Origin of the sequence: Aestuariimicrobium soli (genome assembly GCF_051192575.1) — a bacterium.
In the GTDB taxonomy this organism is placed as follows: domain Bacteria; phylum Actinomycetota; class Actinomycetes; order Propionibacteriales; family Propionibacteriaceae; genus Aestuariimicrobium; species Aestuariimicrobium soli.
The window spans coordinates 393,058-408,203 of record NZ_JBPJSQ010000003.1 but is presented as its reverse complement, the minus strand read 5'-3'; the positions used below and the strand labels follow the sequence as shown (position 1 = coordinate 408,203).

General features: G+C 71.1%; 11 protein-coding genes. 4 read left to right on the top strand and 7 right to left on the bottom strand.

All coding sequences use genetic code 11. The features are described from left to right. Positions 1-41: 41 nt before the first annotated feature. From ACSDQ9_RS05595 to ACSDQ9_RS05585, 3 genes are all read right to left on the bottom strand, one after another. Complete coding sequence (locus ACSDQ9_RS05595) at positions 42-998, bottom strand: phosphotransferase family protein (RefSeq protein WP_435144678.1); 957 nt, start codon at positions 996-998, stop codon at positions 42-44. An 86-nt stretch (positions 999-1,084) separates the two neighbouring features. After that, positions 1,085-1,471 carry a DnaJ family domain-containing protein gene (locus ACSDQ9_RS05590; RefSeq protein WP_435144676.1) on the bottom strand — a complete coding sequence of 129 codons (387 nt, stop codon included), beginning with the start codon at positions 1,469-1,471 and terminating at the stop codon, positions 1,085-1,087. Position 1,472: 1 nt separating this feature from the next. Continuing rightward, complete coding sequence (locus ACSDQ9_RS05585; RefSeq protein ID WP_435144675.1) at positions 1,473-2,834, bottom strand: dipeptidase; 1,362 nt, start codon at positions 2,832-2,834, stop codon at positions 1,473-1,475. Positions 2,835-2,874: 40 nt separating this feature from the next. On the opposite strand from ACSDQ9_RS05585, the gene ACSDQ9_RS05580 reads away from it, so the two are divergent. The 3 genes from ACSDQ9_RS05580 to ACSDQ9_RS05570 all read left to right on the top strand — a co-directional run bounded on the left by ACSDQ9_RS05580 (position 2,875) and on the right by ACSDQ9_RS05570 (position 7,300). After that, a complete protein-coding gene (locus ACSDQ9_RS05580) occupies positions 2,875-4,686 on the top strand; it encodes a S8 family serine peptidase (RefSeq protein ID WP_435144673.1) in 1,812 nt (603 codons plus the stop codon). Between the two features lie 25 nt (positions 4,687-4,711). After that, positions 4,712-5,575, top strand: coding sequence for a phytanoyl-CoA dioxygenase family protein (locus ACSDQ9_RS05575; protein ID WP_435144671.1), 864 nt, complete (start codon positions 4,712-4,714; stop codon positions 5,573-5,575). Between the two features lie 147 nt (positions 5,576-5,722). Beyond that, entirely contained in the window at positions 5,723-7,300 is a 1,578-nt protein-coding gene (locus tag ACSDQ9_RS05570; RefSeq protein WP_435144668.1) for an alpha-amylase, read from the top strand. 160 nt (positions 7,301-7,460) lie between these two features. On the opposite strand, the gene purL is transcribed toward ACSDQ9_RS05570, so the two are convergent. From purL to pepN, 4 genes are all read right to left on the bottom strand, one after another. Further along, complete coding sequence (gene purL, locus ACSDQ9_RS05565; RefSeq protein WP_435144666.1) at positions 7,461-9,734, bottom strand: phosphoribosylformylglycinamidine synthase subunit PurL; 2,274 nt, start codon at positions 9,732-9,734, stop codon at positions 7,461-7,463. A 53-nt stretch (positions 9,735-9,787) separates the two neighbouring features. Next, positions 9,788-10,276 (bottom strand): SRPBCC family protein, encoded by a 489-nt coding sequence (locus tag ACSDQ9_RS05560; protein ID WP_435144664.1) that lies wholly within the window; start codon positions 10,274-10,276, stop codon positions 9,788-9,790. Between the two features lies 1 nt (position 10,277). Beyond that, positions 10,278-10,604 (bottom strand): ArsR/SmtB family transcription factor, encoded by a 327-nt coding sequence (locus tag ACSDQ9_RS05555; protein WP_435144661.1) that lies wholly within the window; start codon positions 10,602-10,604, stop codon positions 10,278-10,280. A gap of 128 nt (positions 10,605-10,732) precedes the next feature. Next, complete coding sequence (gene pepN, locus ACSDQ9_RS05550; RefSeq protein WP_435144657.1) at positions 10,733-13,369, bottom strand: aminopeptidase N; 2,637 nt, start codon at positions 13,367-13,369, stop codon at positions 10,733-10,735. 138 nt (positions 13,370-13,507) lie between these two features. On the opposite strand from pepN, the gene ACSDQ9_RS05545 reads away from it, so the two are divergent. Then, positions 13,508-15,109 carry an N-acyl-D-amino-acid deacylase family protein gene (locus ACSDQ9_RS05545; RefSeq protein WP_435144654.1) on the top strand — a complete coding sequence of 534 codons (1,602 nt, stop codon included), beginning with the start codon at positions 13,508-13,510 and terminating at the stop codon, positions 15,107-15,109. Positions 15,110-15,146 lie beyond the last annotated feature (37 nt).

Here is a 15,146-nt window from a genome sequence, read left to right as displayed (position 1 = left end):
CGCCACCCTACAGGGGGTGGACCCGTGGGGCGGGTCGCCGATCAGCCACGGACGCGCGCCAGCAGCCCGTCCACGGTGTGCACGACGTGGTCGCGCGGGGAGTCCTCGTCGAGCGGGTCCCACTGCAGCGAGTGCCGCACGCTGTAGCCCAGGGTCGAGATCACCAGGTGTTCGTCCGTCAGTTGCCAGGCCGGGAGGAACCGGACGATGTCGCCGATCAGGCGAGGGTGGCAGCCCTGATCGGGGCTGTCGTCTGGCTCGGCGAGGTCGGCGAGCGCACGCTCGTGGGATCGTCCGACGTCGGCCCAGGGTTCGGCGAACCGGGCCCACTCCAGGTCGAACAAGCCGGTGACGCGGCCCTCGTCCGGCGACCCCTGCCACCACACGTTGCTGGCGTGCAGGTCACCGTGGATGACGGGCAGCGTCGGGTCGTCGACGCGCGGGGTGGGGTGCTCGGCGAACACGGTGAGAATGCGGCGCTTCTGGTCGTCGCGCAGCACGCAGCGGGGGTCGGCGAGCAGGCGCTTGGCCCGGTCGACGGGCCAGGCGAGTATCGCGCCGCCCACCAGGTCGTCGGGCCAGCGGGGAACGGCGAGCAGCGCCCGGGTGACGTGATCGCTCGGACGATGCGCGTACAGCCGCTCGAGCAGCCCGGCGATGGCGCGCGCGGCCTCGGTGCGAGCGGCATCGCCCAACTCGGGCCACACCGAGGCGAGGGTGCGGCCCGGCATCCGGCGGGAGAGGGCCCAGGTGAGGTCGCCGGCGTGGCCGTGGGCGAGCACCTCGGGGCAGCCCAACTCGGCGGGCAGGTCGCGCATCAGCAACGACTCGGCGGTCAGGCGTTCGCGGTTGCCGAGCCAGCACACGCGCAGCACGCGGTCGTCGCCGACCAGCACGGTGTGCTGCGACCAACTGGGGACGATCTCGCCCAGCTCGCGCTCGGCAATGCCGGCCGCGGCGGCGCAGGCGAGGATTCGCTCACGGGGTGAGGTCGACACGTCGCTCCTTCTTGATCAGCGGTACTCAGGTTTCATCGGTCGAGTAGGTCGCCTGCGACCGTGTCGAGACCACGGCCGACCCCTGATCAGCGGCTCCCCCGCCGCCGCTCCCATTCGTCCAGCACGGCCTCGACGTCGAGTTCGCCGGTGAAGATCGGCACCCGCTCCACCTGGCGTACGTTGGCGTCACGAATGCGGGCGTTCAGGTCGTCCACGAGCTCGCGTGCCGCCCCGCGCGAACGCACGTCGGCGAGGGTCTCGTGAATGTCCTGCTTCTCCCGACGAAGCGACAGCGAGGTCGGCATCGCCCCCCGCAGGTCTTCCTTCTCGAGCTTGCGGCGGAGCCACCATTCGTCGTCGCCCGGACGGCCCAACTCGACCGGCTTGCCCTCCCCGGGCAGGTTCGAGAACTCCCCGCGCTCGGTCGCCTCGCGGATCTGCTTGTCGATCCAGTTCTCGAACCCCGACGTCATGTCAGCGCGCCAGTCGGTCGAGCAGCAGCGTCTCGGCGAGGCAGGCCTTGCGCCAGTCGCCCAGGTGCAGCGACTCATCGATGCCGTGGGCACGGGTGTCGGGATCGCCGACGGCCGTCACCAGCACCGTGGCCTGCGGGAACTGCCGCTGGAAGTCGGCCACCATGGGAATCGACCCGCCCTGACCCATCTGCACCGGGTCGACACCCCAGGCCTCGCGGAAGGCGTCGGTGGCCGCCTCGGCCACGGCGCCCTCGAAGGCGATGATCCCCGGCTGCCCGGCGTCGCCGTCGGTCACCGTCACCCGCGCCCCGAAGGGGGCGTGCTCCTCGAGGTGGCGGTGCAGGGCCGCCATGGCCTGATGGGCATCGTCGCCGGGAGCGACCCGCAACGAGACCTTGGCCCGGGCCTTCGGCTGCAGCGTGTTCGAGGCGTTCGCGACGCTGGGCGCATCGATGGCGAGCACGCTGATCGAGGGCTGGTTCCACAACCGCGACACGACCGACCCCTCGCCGATCCAGTCGACCCCATCGAGCACACCGGTCTCCGACCGCAGCCGCTGCTCGGGGTAGTCGAGCTCCGGCGCCTCGGAGGTGCCGAGGCCGGCCACGGCGACTCGTCCGTTGTCGTCGTGCAGGGTCGCGAGCAGCCGGCACAGCGTGGTGAGGGCATCGGGGACGACGCCGCCGAACGAGCCGGAGTGCAGCGCGTGGTCGAGGGTGGCGACCTCGACGACGCAGTCGGCCAGGCCGCGCAGGGTGGTGGTGAAGGCGGGCACGCCGACCTCCCAGTTGCCGGAGTCGGCGATCACGAAGACGTCGGCCGCGAGCGCCTCATGGTGGCGCTCGATGATCGTGGCCAGCGAGGGCGAACCGATCTCTTCCTCGCCCTCGATGAACAGGGTCACCCCCACGGGAGGCTTCCCGCCGAAGGCCTCGAGGGCGGCCAGGTGAACGGCGAGTCCGCCCTTGTCATCGGCGGTTCCGCGGCCGTAGAGGCGCTCCTCGCCGACCGCGTCGGTGCGCTCGGTGGCGACGAACGGGTCGCTCGCCCACAACGCGAGGTCGCCGGTGGGCTGCACGTCGTGGTGGGCGTACAGGCAGACGGTGGGCTGGCCCTCGGGGGCGGGCCACTGGGCGATGACGGCGGGCTTGCCGCCCTCGGTGACGATCCAGCCCTGCGCACAACCGAGGCGTTGGGCCTGCGCCAGCACCCAGGCGGCGCTGCGCTCGACGTCGTCGGCGCGCTCGGGCAGCGAACTCACCGACGGAATCGCGACATGCTCCTTGAGCAGGTCGAGAGCGCTCGGCAGCACGTTCTGCAGGCGGGTGGTCAGCGGCACATCAGCGTCGTCGGGAGCCATGCTCCGACCCTATCGGGGTGGCTCCGCTTAGGATGCACGCGTGAAGCGCACTTCCCGGGCCCTGCTCCCGCTGCTGGTCGTCACCGGCCTGCTGGTCACCGCCACCCCGCAGCTGCCCGCCGACGCCGCCCCGCCGCTGCCGAAGGGGTGGACGAACGAGGTGCTGGTGCGGTTTGCACCCGGCTCCGACAAGGCACAACGGACGAAGGCGCTGCGAGCTGCGCAGTCGACGAAGCGCCTGCGGGCCATCCCCACCGAGAAGCGGCAGTTGTTCACCGGCACGGTGGTGGTCGACGGTGCCGGTGACCCCCGGGCCGTGATCGCCGCCCTGCAGTCGCGCCCCGACGTCGAGTACGCCGGGCCGAACCGGCGGGTGCGGGCGGTCTCGAACGACCCCGAGTACGTGAACCAGTGGAACCTGTCGAGCGCGGCCGGCATCACCCTGACCCCCGTGCAGCGGTTCACGGGGGCCGGCGTGACGGTCGCCGTGATCGACTCGGGCAAGACCAACCACCCCGACCTGACCGGCCAGTTCGTGGGCGGCTACGACTTCATCTCCGATTCGTCGGGTGCCGACGGCAACAGCGGACGAGACGCCGACCCCACCGACACTGGCGACTACTGCGACGGGGAGCCCTCGGCGTGGCACGGCACGGCGGTGGCTGGCACGATCGCAGCCCTGCGCGACAACGGACGCGACATCGCGGGCGTGGCCCCGGGGGCGAAGATCCTGCCGGTGCGCGTGCTCGGTCAGTGCGGGGGCATTGAGTCCGACGTCATCGACGCCATCGCCTGGGCCAGCGGCGCCACCGTGAGTGGGGTGCCGACGAACACCCACCCGGCAAGGGTGATCAACCTGTCGCTGAGCACCGTCGACCCGGCCGCCTGCAGCCCCGACTGGCAGCAGGCCATCACCACGGCTCGCTCGCGCGGCTCGATCGTGGTGACGGCTGCGGGCAACGTGGCCTCGGCCGCCCAACAGTACGCCCCCGGCAACTGCGCGGGCGTGGTCAATGTGGCGGCCAGCACCTCGACCCAGCAGCGGGCGAGCTACTCCAACTACGGCACGACGGTCGACCTGGCGGCACCCGGTGGCGACCCGAGCGCGCCGCTGCCCCTGCTGACGGTCAATTCGTCCACCACCAACAACGGCTCCTACGGGGTGACCCGCGGCATCGGCACCTCATTCGCCGCCCCGCAGGTGAGCGCGGTCGCGGCGATGCTGTGGTCGCAACAGCCCGGCCTGACCGGGCCTCAGGTCGAGTCGATGCTCGCCTCCCGCGCTCGCCCCGCCAGCTCCTGCCAGGGGTGCGGCGCCGGCATTCTCGACGCCACCCGCACCCTCGCGCCCGTGCTGACCGGGCAGAGCTGGGCGGCGACCCCGCTGGCCGGGGGCACCACGGTCAGGTTCACCGGCATCGGCTTCAGCCAGATCACGTCGGTCACGGTGGGCGGACTCGCCCTCACCAACCTGTCGGTGACCTCGGACACGCAGTTCACCGGCACGATGCCGGCGCACCTCGCACCCGGCCCCTACGTCATCCGCACCGTCAGCCCGGCGGGCACCACCGCCGTTGGTCGGGCGCTCTACGTCGACGTGCCCCGGGTCGTCGCCCTGTCGGCGACCGGCAAGCCCGCGGGCACCGTGATCCGCATCACCGGACGAGGGTTCCTTCCCGGCATGACGGCCGACGTCGGCGGAGTGGCGGCCACGGTGACGGCGGTCGAGTCACCCACGTCGGCGCTGGTGCGGATTCCGGCCGGCACCACGGGCGGCCGGGGGATCGTCCATGTGACCACCTCTCAGGGCACCAGTTCAGGCGCGAAGGGCGCGATCTTCACCTGGGGCTGAGGGGTCTCTGCCTAGGGTGGAGGTCATGGTGATGATCCAACTGACCGACGACGAACGTTCCGCCGGTGCCCTGAGCGCCGACCACCTCACCGAGGCCGTGGAGGCCGTGCGCCGCGACGGCTACGTGGTGCTCGAGAAGGTGGTGGACGAGGCCCATCTCGACGCCCTGCACGAGCGGATCGTCGCGGACGTGGCGCTGCTGCAGGCTCGTCCGGATGCCCCTTACAACTGGCATGCGGGCAACGTGCAGCAGGACCCGCCGCCGTTCGAGCCCTTCCTGTTCCGCGACGTGCTGGTGAACGAGTTCGCCATCCAGGTGACCAGCGCCATCCTCGGCCCCGGCATGACCAACGTGATGTACGGCGGCAACACGGCGCTGCCGAGCGAGAACCGCCAACCGGTGCACGCCGACGTGGGCCACCTGTGGCCGGTCGACGTGATGGAGGTGGCGCACCCGCCGGCCGAGCTGGTGGTGAACGTGCTCACCGTCGACGTGTCGGCCGAGAACGGCGGAACCGAGATCTGGCCCGGCACCCACCGCGAGCTCGCGGTCGGCGCCGGCGACGACATCGAGATCCCGCTCGACATCCTCGAGGCACGGCGGGCGGTCGCTCCCCCGTTCCAGGCCACCTTCCCGCGCGGGTCGATGATGATCCGCGACATCCGGCTGTGGCATGCGGGCATGCCGAACCACACCGACCAGGCGCGCCCGATGATCGCGATGATCCACCGGGCGGGGTTCCTCAGCCACGACAACCCGCTGCGGTTCCCGGCGGGCAGCGAAGAGTTGCTGGCCCACCCGGTGCTGCGACAGGCGGCCACCTACGTCGAGGGCGACATCGACTACATCAACGCACCCGGCGGGCACGCCTACACCCCCGAGAGCTGAGGTGGCTCCCGGCGCGACCGCTCCAAAAGTGTCGGCTGGCGACACCGATTGCAGATTTCTACAACATCTGTCGCCAGCGAACACTTTTGGAGCGGCGGGCGTGGGCGACCGATGACGGGCGGCGGGTGAGTCTGCAACAGTGAGCGCATGGACAGCAGCGCCGCCGACCACCTCGCTCCCCGCCGACGCCCCGCCGGCGTTCTCGCGCGGGGCGGAGGGCTGCGCGGGTGGGCACCGGTGCTGGTGCTGGTCGTCGGGCTGGCGCTGATCGCGGCCCTCGTGGCGGCGCAGCCGCGCACCTCGTCCGGGCCGGGCGGCGCCGGGGCGGGCACCCCGGCACCCGTCGGACCCGCCGCCCCGGTCGGCGTGCAGTTGTTCCAGTGGACCTGGCCCTCCATCGCGGACGAATGCCCCCATCTGGCCGAGCTGGGCTACGACTTCCTGCAGACCTCACCGCCGCAGGAGTCGATCACCGGCGACCCGGCGAACCTCGCCCCCTGGTGGATCGTCTACCAGCCCGTCTCGTACCGCCTCGACTCGACCCTCGGCACACGGGCAGAGTTCGCCGCCATGGTGAAGGCCTGTCACGCGGCCGGCGTCGAGGTCTACGTCGACGCCGTGCTGAACCACATGACCGGGCAGGACTCCCCCGGCGTCGGCACCGCCGGATCGCACTACTCGCACTACGACTACCCCGGGCTGTACACCTCGTCCGACTTCCACCACTGCGGACTGACCGAGAACGACGACATCGTCGACTACACCAACCAGGCCCAGGTGCAGACCTGCGAACTGGTCAACCTCGCCGACCTCGACACCGGCTCCGACAAGGTGCGACGCACCCTGACCGCCTATCTGGCCGACCTGCAGTCGCTGGGGGTCGACGGGTTCCGCATCGATGCCGCCAAGCACATGTCGGCCGCCGATCTGGCCGCGATCGTCGATGCCCTGCCGACCCGGCCGAAGCTGATCCAGGAGGTGATTCGCGGCGGCGACGAACCCGTCACCCCCGAGCAGTACGTCGACCTCGGGCTGGTGCAGGAGTTCGGCTACGCCCGCGCCCTGAACGACGCCTTCGGCACCTTCTCGTTCGACTCCCTGAACGCGTTCAACACCGGATCGTGGCTGCCGTCGGTCTACGCCGTCACCTTCGTCGACAACCACGACACCGAGCGCAACGGCGAGACCCTCTCGATCGCCAAGCTCGGCCCCTATCGCCTGGGTGAGGCCTTCCTGCTGGGCTACGGCTACGGCACTCCGGTGGTCTACTCGGGCTACCACTTCGAGCTGGGCAACAACGACCAGTCCCCTCCCCGGGAGAACACCGGACGAGTGGGCCCCGCCCAGTGCGGCGATGCCACCGAACCGCAGCGGCTCGGTGACGGCGAGGAGGGGTTCACCTGCAACCATCGAGACGCGTGGGTGACGGGCATGATCGCCTTCCACGACGCCATGGGAGATGCCCCGGCCGAAGCCGCCGCCGAGGGGAACGTGGCCACCATCGTCCGGGGTGAGACGTCGCCGGGGTCGGCGCGCGGGTTCGTGGCGATGAATGCCGGCGAGTCCGAGGTGACGGTGCAGCGTCCGACGGGGCTGCCCGATGGTTCCTACTGCAACCTGGCCGAGAACTGCCAGACCCGCTACGAGGTCTCCGGAGGACTGTTGGTCGCGCCGGTGCCGGCGGGCGCCGTCGTCGCGCTCAGCAGGACGGCCGTCGAGGGCTGAGCCACCGCGTTGGAGGACCCCCTCACCCTCACACTCGTAGGAAAACGTGCGGCTCTCAGGAAGTTTCCTGGGAGCCGCACGTTTTCCTGCGGGTTTGCGCGGGTCGGGCGCAGGGTCGAGCGCGGGGCGGGCGCCTGTAGTGCGCCGTAAACGCTCCCGCTCAGGCGTTCATGGCGGCGGGGATCGGAGCCTGCCAGGCGGCCCGCACCTCGGCGGTCGCCACCGAGAACTGCCCGATCACCTCGAGAGAACCCTCGCCGGTGACCTCGCCGATCCGCTCCCAGACGACCCCGTGCTCGGCGCACAGCTCCTCCAGGCGACCCAGCGACGAGCCGGGCAGCGAGACCAGCGCCCGCGCAGCGGACTCGCTGAACAACTGCACCGTCGGGTCACCCGCGGGCAGCGTCACCGCCACCCCGAGGGTCTCGTCCGCGGAGCCCAGCACCGACTCGACCAGGGCCTGCGACAGCCCGCCGTCGGCGAGGTCATGGGCCGAGGTCAGCAGCCCCTGCTGGCCCGCGGCGATCAGCACTCGTCCCAGGGCCTGCTCGGCGGCGAAGTCGACCGCCGGCGGACGCCCGCCCAGGTGGCCGTCATGCACCACGTCGGCCCACACCGAGCCCGACAGTTCCGCGCGGGTCTCGCCCAGCAGCACCACGGCGTCGCCCGGGTGGGCGAAGGCGGTGGGGTTGCGCCTGGCGACATCGTCGATCACGCCGAGCATGCCGACGGTCGGCGTCGGCAGAATCGCCACGTCGCCGGTCTGGTTGTAGAAGCTGACATTGCCTCCGGTCACCGGGGTGCCCAGGGCACGGCAGCCGTCGACCAGCCCCTTGATGGCCTCGACGAAGGTCCACATCACGGCCGGATCCTCCGGCGAACCGAAGTTCAGGCAGTCGGTGATCGCCACCGGCTCGGCACCCGAGGTGGCCACGTTGCGGTAGCTCTCCGCCAGCGCCAGCTGCGCACCCTGGTAGGGGTCGAGATAGGCGAATCGTCCATTGGCATCGGTCGACAGCGCGATGCCGAGGCCGGTCTGCTCGTCGATGCGCAGCATGCCCGAGTCGGCGGGCTGCGCCAGCACGGTGTTGCCGCGCACGTAACGGTCGTACTGGTCGGTCACCCACGACTTGTCGCACAGGTTGGGCGAGGCCACCAGCGCCAGCAGTTGGGCGCGCAGCTCGTCGCCCGAGCCGGCCCGGGGCAGCACCTCGGCGGCGTCGGCCTGCACCTCGTCCAACCAGGTCGGACGAGCCAGGGGCCGCTCGTACACCGGCCCCTCGTGGGCGACCGTCTTGGGGTCGACATCGACGATGGTCTCGCCGTGCCAGTCGATGATCAGCCGATCGCCCTCGATCACCTCGCCGACCACGGTGGCCAGCACGTCCCACTTGGCGCAGATCTCGAGGAAGCGCTCGACCTTGGCGGGCTCGACGACCGCCATCATGCGCTCCTGCGACTCCGACATCAGGATCTCTTCGGGCGCCAGCGTGTGATCGCGCAGCGCCACCTTGTCGAGGTCGACGTGCATGCCGCCGTCGCCGGCGCTGGCCAGCTCACTGGTCGCGCACGAGATGCCGGCGGCGCCGAAGTCCTGGATGCCGGTGACGAGCCCCTCGGCGAACAGTTCGAGGGTGCACTCGATCAGCAGCTTCTCCATGAACGGGTCGCCGACCTGCACCGCGGGTCGCTTGGCGGGCTTGCCGTCGGCGTCGGCGAAGGTCTCACTGGCCAGGATCGACGCGCCGCCGATGCCGTCGCCGCCGGTGGCCGCGCCGTACAGAATCACCTGGTTGCCGATGCCCGAGGCGTGGGCGGTGTGCAGGTCTTCGTGCCTCAGCAGCCCGACGCACAGGGCGTTGACCAGCGGATTGCCCGCATAGGTGGCGTCGAAGACGACCTCGCCGCCGATGTTGGGCAGGCCCAGGCAGTTGCCGTAGCTCGAGATGCCCGAGACGACCCCCGGCAGCACGCGCTGGGTGTCGGGGGCGTCGAGCGGGCCGAAGCGCAGCGGGTCCATCACGCCGATCGGACGCGCGCCCATCGCCAGGATGTCGCGGACGATGCCGCCGACGCCAGTGGCAGCACCCTGATGGGGTTCGACGTAGCTGGGGTGGTTGTGCGACTCGGCCTTGAACGTGACCGCATACCCCTGGCCGATGTCGACGACGCCGGCGTTCTCGCCGATGCCGGCCAGCAGCGGGCCACGCGGGGTGGTCTGGTCGAGCACCCCGAAGCGCTTCAGGTGCACCTTCGAGGACTTGTAGGAGCAGTGCTCCGACCACATGACCGAGTACATGGCCAACTCGGCACCGGTCGGCCGTCGTCCGAGAATCTCGCGGATGCGGGCGTACTCGTCGGACTTCAGGCCCAGCTCGGCCCAGGGCTGCTCGGCATCGGGGGTCTGGCTTGCATGCTCAACGGTGTCGGCCACGGGGTCAATCTAGCCGAGATCGCCCCCGTGGCCGACCGTCGCCGAGTGGGTGGTCAGGCGGCCGCCAGGAAGGCGTCGATCTGATTGATGGCGCCGATCGAGCCCTCCTCGACGCCCATGTCGATCACCTGCTGCAGGGCCTCGGCGCTGGCGAAGGTCGAGGTGAACACCGCCCGGGTGCCGGCGTCGCTGGGTTCGAAGGCGTAGGTGTTGGTCGACGTCGGCAGGTCGGTGTTGGCCACGAACGACTCGTCGGCGAAGGAGTCCTCGAACGAGAACGAGCGCGGCTCGTCGACGGCGGTGATCGTCCACAGGCCCGGGTACTTCTCCCCCTCGGGCGAGGTCATGTAGTAGTGCGTCTGCGACCCGACGACCAGCTCGTGCTGGACGAAGGTGGCCGGGTAGGTGGGCGGGCCGAAGACCTGCTCGAGCTGACGGGGGTCGGCGTAGAGCTGCCAGACGCGCTCCACGGGGGCGGCGAACTCGGCGGTGATGGTGATGGTGCGGGTCTCGGGATCGGTGGCGAAATCGGTGACGGGCATGTCAGTTCTCTCTCAGTAGTGCGTCGATGCGGTCGATGCGACCGCGCCAGACCTGCTCGAACTCGGCGAGCATCGAGCCGACCGAACGGACGGCCTCCACGTCGCCGCTGGCGAGCTGTTCGCGGCCGCTGTGACGTTTCGTCAGCAGCCCCGCCCGCTCGAGCACGGCGACGTGCTTCTGCACGGCAGCGAACGACATCTCATAGTGCGCCGCCAGGGACGAGACCGAGTGCTCCCCCGCCAGCACGCGGCGCAGGATGTCGCGCCGGGTGCGGTCGGCGAGGGCACCGAACAGGGCATCGGCCCTGTCCTCACTGGTCTCGTCCATGGCTCCAATATACAACCGAATGGTTGTACGTCGTCAAGAGGGCTGACAACTTCCACACGCGGGCTGCGGCCACCCCCGCCAGGGGCGGGTCATCCGAACCGGCGTGTAGAAGTGTGTAGCTGCGTCGGTCAGGCGTTGGCCGCCCGCACCCGCACCTTCCGCTCCGCGACATCGACCGCCTCGACCACCAGTCGGCGCAGACCGCCGGGGGCCTCGGGGTTGGCCTTGAGCCACGCCCGACCCGCCGCCGCTGCGGCCTCGGGATCGGTCGTCGGGAACAGCCCCCGCACCAGCCGTTGCGCGATCTCGATCGAGTGCTCCGACCAGACCTGGGTGAGTCGTCCGAAGTAGTCACCCACCGCCTCATCGGTCGCCCGTTCCCGCAGGGGCGAACGCAGGCCCGCGAGCACCGCATCGACGTGGTCGTTGCTGAGCTGACGCGGGGTCAGCACCTCGGCGACCAGCGCGCCGGCGTCGACCCCGGACGACGCGGCCAGCGCCTCCCGCCGGTGAGTGCGGCCGTCCATGGAGTCATCGCGGACGAGCTCCGCCTCGACCAGCGCCTCGCCCTCGGTGCCGGTGGCGGCCAGGGCACGCACCAGCGACCAGCGCAGGTCCTGTCCGACCTCCAGCGCGGGCACCAGAGTCTGGTCGTCGGCCAGCAGCCCCGTCATCCAGTCTCGTACGTTGTGGTCGGGCAGGTGAGCGTCGGGCAGGTGAGCGTCGGGCAGATCAGCCTCCGGCACCGCCGCCGCGGCCACCGCGAACGCCCGCGCCACCAGCAGCCGCTGGTCGTCCGAGACATCGGGGCGCAGGAGCAGGTCGCGCAGCCCCACGGCCCACGCCCGGCGGGACTCGATCACCCGGGCGGGGGCCTCGAACGACTCGATCGCCTGCTGCGCCTGCGTGAGCAGGGCCCCGAGGGTGGCGGCGTCGTCCTCGTCGGCTGCCTGGGTGAGCACGGCCCGCACGTAGTCGCGCACCGCGAGCTCGCCGTCGCGGGTCATCGACCACAGCTGTGACCAGACCAGGGCCCGGGCGAGCGGGTCGGCGAGGCGGCCCACGTGGTCGACCGCGGTCGCCGCGGAGCGCTCGTCGAGGCTGACCTTGGCGTAGGTCCAGTCGCCGTCGTTGACCAGCACCAGGGCCGGCGCGGGCTGGCCCGCCACCCCCGGCACCTCGACCCCGGCACCGGCCAGCTCGACGCTGATCACCTCGCCGCGGCGAAGCAGGCTCGCGCCCGTCGCCGCGTCATCGACCAGGTCGTACAGGCCCACCCCGACCACGTGCGGACGATCGACCGGGTGCCCGGTCAGCGCATCGAGGGAGGTCTGGTCGACCACCAGACGCGCCACGGTGCCGTCGTCGGCGAGCTCGAGGCGGGCCGCCAGCACATCCGGGCCGGCGGTCTCGAGCCAGGCACTCGTCCATGCCTTCAGGTCGCGACCCGAGGCCGACTCGAGCTCGGCCAGCAGGTCGGCGAGCGTGGTCGACCCCCAGGCGTGCCGTGCGAAGTACTGGCGTGCCCCCGCGAAGAACGGGTCGAGGCCCACGTAGTGCACCAACTGCTTGAGCACCGAGGCGCCCTTGGCGTAGGTGATGCCGTCGAAGTTCTGCTTGGCGGCCTCGACGTCAGGAATGTCGGCGACGATCGGGTGGGTGGTCGGCAACTGGTCCTGGGTGTGGGCCCAGGTCTTGCGGCGCCCCGCGAAGCCCACCCAGGCCTCGGCGAAGGCGCCGATCTCGATGCTCGCATGGGTGCCCATGAACTCGGCGAAGGACTCCTTGAGCCACAGGTCGTCCCACCAGCGCGGGGTGACCAGGTCGCCGAACCACATGTGGCTCATCTCGTGCAGCAGGGTGTTGCAGCGGCCGGCGTACTGCGAGCGGGTGGCGGCCTCGCGGAACAGGTACTGCTCGGTGAAGGTGACGCACCCGGGGTTCTCCATGGCGCCAAGGTTGTACTCGGGCACGAAGATCTGGTCGTACTTGCCCCACGGGTAGGCAAAACCGAAGGCCTCGTTGAAGTAGTCGAGACCGCGCTTGGTCAGGTCGAACAGCACCTCGGCATCAAGATGGGCGGCTCGGTCGGGGCGGCAGGCCAGCCCCAGGTCGACCGTCAGCGAACCGTCGGACGAGGTCCACTGGTCGCGCACCTGGTGGTACGGCCCGGCCATGACGGCGCTGATGTAGGTCGACAGCGGCGGGGTGGGGGCGAAGTGGTGCCAGGTCGTGCCGGCCACGGGGCCCGGCTCGGCGCCGACCTCGGGCTGGTTCGACCAGACCAACCAGCCCTCGGGGGCGGCCACGTGGAAGGTGTGGTGGGCCTTCAGGTCGGGCTGGTCGAACTGCGCGTACACGCGACGGGAGTCCGACGGCTCGTACTGCGTGTAGAGGTAGGTGTTGCCGTCGGCGGGGTCGGTGAAGCGGTGGAGCCCCTGACCCGAGGTCGAGTAGCGGCCTCGTCCGACGACGGTGACGGTGTTGGTGCCGGTGGTCGACAGGTGGCGCAGCCACACCCGGGCGCCGTCGTGTTCGGGCTCGACCTGCGAGCCGTTCACCGTCACCGCGTCGACCTCGCCGTCGAGGAAGTCGAGGAAGGTCTCGGGCTCCGACGAGGTGAACACGACCGTCGTCGTGCTCGGGAACGTCGCAGTACCGGCGTCGGGGGCCGCGGTCACGTCAAGGGTGACGTCGTAGCTGTCGAGGGTGAGCGCCGCCGATCGGGCGCGGGCTTCGGTGCGGGTGAGGTTCGCAGTGGTCACCCGACCAGCCAATCACAGCGACGGCGGCGTGCGAATCGCGCACCCGAATGGCACCTGACGGCCCGGTTGGGGAACGAACCCCGGTTCAGGTGCAGATTTCGCACGCGATGCCTGCCGCAGACGTGATTGGCTGGGCGGGTGACCCCTGAGAATCCCTCCCGCTTCGTGCTCACCGGCGCCCAGGTCGCGGACGGGCTCGGCTCCCCCCTCGAGGTGCGCGACGTCGCCGTCGCCGACGGCCTCGTGGTCGCCACCGAGACCGCCACCGACGAGTGGCCCCGCCTCGACCTCTCCGGGCTGGTGCTCTCCCCCGGCTTCGTCGACCTGCACACCCATTCCGACCTCACGCTGCTCTCGAGCCCGACCGCACCGTCGGCGGTGCACCAGGGCACGACCACCCAGGTGGTGGGCAACTGCGGGCTGGGCATGACCCCGCAGGTCGCCGGTGGCCCCACCACGGCCGCCGAGCTGCGCGGCGTCAACTCCTACCTCGACCACGACGCGGACGTCGCCACCGACTGGGCTCGCCTGGCCGACCAGCTGGCGGCCTGGGAGCGCGCCCGGGTGTCGATCAACGTGGCCACCCTGGTCGCGCACATTCCCCTGCACGCCGCCACCGCAGGCCTCGCCGACCAGCCGGCCGATGCCGAACAGATCGCGGGCATGGTCGCCCTCGCCCACCAGGCCATCGACGACGGCGCCGTCGGCATCTCGACCGGGCTCATCTACGCCCCCCTGTGCTTCGCGCTCGAGGACGAACTGGTCGCCCTCGGCCGGGTGGCCGCCGAGCGCGACGTGGTCTTCGCGTGGCACGTGCGCGACTACATCGACGAGCTGCTGCCCAGCGTCGAGCAGGCCGTGCGGGTCGCCCGCACCACCGGCTGCCGCCTGCAGATCAGTCACCTGCAGGTGGTGGGCCAGCGCAACTGGGCGACCTTCGACCGCGTGCTGGCCCTGCTCGACGACGCCCGCGCCGAGGGGCTTGACCTCGCCTTCGACATGTACCCCTACCTCGCCGGCAACTCGATGCTCACCCAGCTGTTGCCGAGCTGGGCGCAGTCGGGCGGTGACGAGGGCGTGCGCACGACCCTGCTGCGCCCCGACACCAGGGCCCGGGTGCGCGCCGAGATCCTGGCGCCCCCCGGCATGGCGTTCGGGTGGGACGAGGTGCTGATCGCCTCGGCCCCTGACCCGGCCGTCGTCGGCCGGACCATCGACTGGATCGCCACCGACCGCGGCCTGGAGCCGGTCGACGCCGCGCTCGAGCTGCTCGCACAGCACGGCACCGAGATCCTGATGACGGCGTTCGGGCGGTCGTCCGAGGTGTTGCGACGCACCTTCGCGCACCCGGCGTGCATCGTCGCCTCCGACGGGCAGGCGATAGACCCGGACGGCCCGACGGGTCGTCAGCAGCCCCATCCACGCAGCTACGGGTGTTTCCCGCAGTTCTTGGCGACGGGGTTCCGCGAGGGTGTCGGCCTCGAGCTGGCCGAGGCGATCCGGCGGTGCACGTCGGCGCCCGCCGAACGGGTGGGGCTGGCCGATCGCGGTCGCATCGCCGTCGGGCTGCCCGCGGACCTGGTCGCCTTCGACCCCCAGACCCTGGCCGACCAGGCCAGCTACACCGACCCGCAGGTGTTCCCGGCGGGCATCGTCGGGGTGTGGGTCAACGGCGAACGGGTGGTGGACGAGGGGCGCCACACCGGGGCCCGCCCGGGACGAGTGCTCACCCCCTCGTGACCCGCTCCGAGCACTCGGAGAAAGAACCGGTTCTGCA

What these genes read in the sequence shown, in the direction of transcription:
- ACSDQ9_RS05560 (WP_435144664.1), bottom strand. Translation starts at nt 10,276, where the DNA reads ATGCCCGTCACCGATTTCGCCACCGATCCCGAGACCCGCACCATCACC.
- ACSDQ9_RS05585 (WP_435144675.1), bottom strand. Translation starts at nt 2,834, where the DNA reads ATGGCTCCCGACGACGCTGATGTGCCGCTGACCACCCGCCTGCAGAAC.
- ACSDQ9_RS05570 (WP_435144668.1), top strand. Translation starts at nt 5,723, where the DNA reads ATGGACAGCAGCGCCGCCGACCACCTCGCTCCCCGCCGACGCCCCGCC.
- ACSDQ9_RS05575 (WP_435144671.1), top strand. Translation starts at nt 4,712, where the DNA reads ATGGTGATGATCCAACTGACCGACGACGAACGTTCCGCCGGTGCCCTG.
- ACSDQ9_RS05555 (WP_435144661.1), bottom strand. Translation starts at nt 10,604, where the DNA reads ATGGACGAGACCAGTGAGGACAGGGCCGATGCCCTGTTCGGTGCCCTC.
- ACSDQ9_RS05590 (WP_435144676.1), bottom strand. Translation starts at nt 1,471, where the DNA reads ATGACGTCGGGGTTCGAGAACTGGATCGACAAGCAGATCCGCGAGGCG.